The 2,662-nt window shown below is 67.1% G+C and carries 1 protein-coding gene and 2 pseudogenes; all 3 read left to right on the top strand.

Translation table 11 applies throughout. The features are described 5' to 3' along the window. Positions 1–311 (top strand): annotated as a pseudogene (locus ACFQX9_RS17470) (GAF domain-containing protein); the annotation flags it as partial. A gap of 91 nt (positions 312–402) precedes the next feature. Beyond that, positions 403–855, top strand: a pseudogene (locus tag ACFQX9_RS17465) (bile acid:sodium symporter); the annotation flags it as partial. After that, positions 852–2,597 (top strand): gamma-glutamyltransferase family protein, encoded by a 1,746-nt coding sequence (locus ACFQX9_RS17460; protein WP_377789811.1) that lies wholly within the window; start codon positions 852–854, stop codon positions 2,595–2,597. The pseudogene ACFQX9_RS17465 and the gene ACFQX9_RS17460, both read left to right, overlap by 4 nt. Positions 2,598–2,662: the final 65 nt, after the last annotated feature.

The following is a 2,662-nucleotide window of genomic DNA, read 5'->3' as shown; positions in this document are numbered from 1 at the left end:
GCAGCCACGCCGACGCCTATCCCGTTGGAGGCAGGAAGTCGAAGCGCGGCTTGCCCTGGACCGAGCATGTGCTGGTACGGGGCGAAGTGTTCATCGGAAGCCACCCACACGACCTTGAATGGGCCTTCGATGATCATGCGAAACTGGCGGGTCTCGGGCTGGGCTCGGTGATTAATACGCCGATCCTGTTCGACCTACGCTGCCTGGGCGCCCTAAACCTTCTGCACGAGCCCGGCCGCTATCATCCCGGCGACGAGGCGGTCACCAAGCCGCTCGCCTATCTCCTGACCCCACTGCTGCTCGCCGCATGACCACCCTCGTTACCACCCTCCGCCGTCCGAGGCCCGACTCGTTCACCGCCGGCATTCTGGCGGATGTCGTGTCGGGGCGCTCCCGGTCCCCAGTCGCGGCGAGTCCGCACACATGCTCGGCGAGGCGTCGAAAATCGGAATCGGCCTGCTGTTCTTCCCGCACGGGGCGAGGCTGTCCCGTGTCGCGGTACCGGCGGGCGCGTGCCATTGGCGGCTGCACCTGGAGGTACTGGTCTTGACCTTCGTACTCTTCCCCCTGCCGGTATTGGCCATCGGGCGCCTGCCCGCACGCGTTCTCAGCCCCAGGCTGCCGGCCGGTTTTCTGTTCCTGACCCTGCTCCCGTCGACCGTGCAGTCGTTGATCGCCTTCACAGCCGTCGGCCACGATAATGTATCGGCAGCAGTTCGCAGCGCCTCGCTTTCCAACGTCTTCGGCCTTTTCATGACGCTGGTCTTCCACCAGATCCAGCTCGCCGTCCGCGCCGTGCTGGCTCAGCGGCACGCGGCTCGCGCGGCGACAATCCGAGGCGAGGTCGCACCATGAGTATCGATTCCCTGTCGGGGCTTGGCACGACCCACGGCCTGACCTCGTTGCGTCCGACCATCGCCGGGACGAGCCATGTCGTCTCCGCGGGCCACTATCTCGCGGCGCAGGCTGCGCTGCAGATCCTCGAAAGCGGTGGCAACGCCATCGACGCTGGCGTGGCAGGAGGCCTCGTGTTGGGCGTCGTGCAGAGCGAACTTGTCAACGTCGCCGGCGTCGCACCGATCATTCTCTACCTGGCCGAACGCGACGAGGTAATCACCATCAGCGGCCTGGGCTGCTGGCCTCGCGCGCTCGATCCGAATATTTTCATGCGCGAGCACGGCGGCGCGATCCCGGAGGGCGTCCTGCGGACCGTCGTTCCAGCCGCGCCGGACGCCTGGATCACGGCCCTGGCTCGCTACGGCACAATGAGCTTTTCGGAGGTGGCGCAAAGCGCCATCGGTTTCGCACGCGATGGCTTTGTCATGTATCCGCTGATGGCGGAACTGCTGCACACCTACGCTGAGGGCTATGCGAGATGGCCCAGCTCCGCGGCGATCTATCTGCCGGGGGGACGTCCGCCCGAGGTCGGTGATGTGTTCGTCCAGTCCGATCTGGGCCGCACTCTGCAGTACATGGCCGATTGCGAGGCGGCGGCGCGGGGCCGGAGCCGTGTCGACGGCCTGAAGGCCGCTCGGGACGCCTTCTATCGCGGCGACATCGCGCGAACGATCGTGGCTTTCCACGAGCAGAATGGCGGCTTGCTGTCGATGCAGGACCTTGCGAACTTCCAGGTCGGCATTGAGCCGGCGGTCAGCGCCAAGTTCCGCAGATCGACGATGTACGCCTGCGGTTCCTGGTGCCAGGGCCCGGTGCTGCTTCAGATGCTGACGATGCTGGACGGCGTCGACCTGGCGGGCATCGGCCACAACAGCAGCGCCTACGTTCACACCCTGGTCGAGACCATCAAGCTTTCTTTCGCCGACCGGCATCGCTACTTCGGCGACCCGCGCTTCACCGATGTTCCTTTGGGCTCGCTGCTCGACCCGGCGTACGCCGCCGGCCGGCGGGAGCTCATTGACCCGCACCGCGCTTGGCCCGACATGCCACCGGCCGGCGACCTGGGCGGCGGTGCGAGGATCGACGCCGCGGCCGTCGCAGCGCCCAAGCTCGCCGCGCTCGACACCTCTTACCTCGCGGTCATCGACCGTCAGGGCAACGTGTTCTCCGCGACGCCCAGCGATGTTTCCTACGACACACCGGTGGTCACCGGCACTGGGCTGTGCCCGTCCTCCAGGGGCAGCCAATCGTGGGCCGACCCCCAGCATCCTTCAGGCGTCGCGCCCGGCAAGCGGCCGCGCCTGACACCCGCGCCGTTCCTTGCCCGAGCGGCGGATGGCGCCTTCACCGCCATGGGCACCCCGGGCGGCGATGTGCAACTCCAGGCCCTGCTCCAGGTCTGGCTGAACCTGCAAGTCTTCGGAATGCCGCCGCAAGCCGCGGTCGAGGCGGCTCGGTTTGCGAGCTACAGCTTCCCAGACTCGTTCGAACCGCACGCGGCGCATCCGGGCCGCCTCAACATTGAAGAACGCCTCGGCCCGCAACAAATTTCCGATCTCCGGATGCTGGGCCACGACGTTGCGATCTGGCCGGACTGGGCGTGGCGCGCGGGTGCGGTATGCGTCGCCCGCCAACGGCCTGAGGGAACACTCGAAGCCGCTGCGGATCCCCGTCGCCCGGCCTATGCGCTTGGCCGATAGGCAGGTCACGGACGCATCGCTTTCCCTCGGATCGCTTCTCGCTGAAGCCTGGAATGCGCACTGGG

The sequence above is a fragment of the Bradyrhizobium sp. GCM10028915 genome, assembly GCF_042666195.1.
GTDB classification, from domain to species: Bacteria; Pseudomonadota; Alphaproteobacteria; order Rhizobiales; family Xanthobacteraceae; genus Bradyrhizobium; species Bradyrhizobium canariense_D.
The sequence above is the reverse complement of the archived record's forward strand: the minus strand, read 5'-3'. Positions and strand labels throughout refer to the sequence as shown.

What these genes read in the sequence shown, in the direction of transcription:
- ACFQX9_RS17460 (WP_377789811.1), top strand. Translation starts at nt 852, where the DNA reads ATGAGTATCGATTCCCTGTCGGGGCTTGGCACGACCCACGGCCTGACC.